Genomic DNA, 608 nt, shown 5'->3' with positions numbered 1-608 from the left:
CGGCGAGCCCGAGCGCGACGAGGCCGGCGAGCGTCGTCGTGGCCACGGACCTCTTCCACGAGGCCCCGCGGTGGTTCTTCATCTCGTGTCTCCTCGTGCTCGTCTTCGAGCCGTTGCACCTGTGCCCCGTGCCCGCGCTGTGGGCGAACACGTTTTCGGTCTCCGTGTCGCGCTGCAGCGCGCTCCACGTGGCCGACCCTCCCCTCAGGCGGCTAGTGTTCGATGTCCTGGCGTCATCCGCGAGCAACGTGCTCGCGACGTCGCCAGCACCGAAACCAACCGAAAAGGTTTTCTGAATGTATGGCAGCGCGGTAGTCTCGTCAAGCAGGGCAGCGGGTTACAGTTCGATCACGGCTCGATCGCCGAGGGCGCAGCGCAGCGCACCGGCAGGAGGGGGAACGGCCTCATGACGACCCAGAGCGGGAGCGCCACGCCGCGCGCGGCGACCCTCACCGACGTCGCACGCCTGGCGGGCGTGTCCATCGCGACCGCGTCCAAGGCGATCAACGGGCGTGACCAGGTCAAGGCGGAGACGCGCCTGCGCGTCCTGGAGGCCGCCGAGCGGCTGTCCTTCGCGCCCAACGCGCTCGCGCGCGGGCTGCTCAAGG

General features: G+C 69.7%; 2 protein-coding genes. Both read left to right on the top strand.

The features are described 5' to 3' along the window. On the top strand, nucleotides 1-296 hold a 296-nt coding region (locus G3I78_RS51490; protein ID WP_203616490.1), incomplete at its 5' end, for a hypothetical protein. Nucleotides 297-406: 110 nt separating this feature from the next. Next, the coding region (locus G3I78_RS46945) for a LacI family DNA-binding transcriptional regulator (protein ID WP_164436722.1) at nucleotides 407-608 on the top strand (202 nt) is incomplete at its 3' end.

The sequence above is a fragment of the Streptomyces sp. SID13726 genome (assembly GCF_010548375.1).
Lineage (GTDB): Bacteria > Actinomycetota > Actinomycetes > Streptomycetales > Streptomycetaceae > Streptomyces.
Note: the sequence above shows the minus strand (reverse complement) of the source record. Positions and strands in the feature narration are given on the sequence as shown.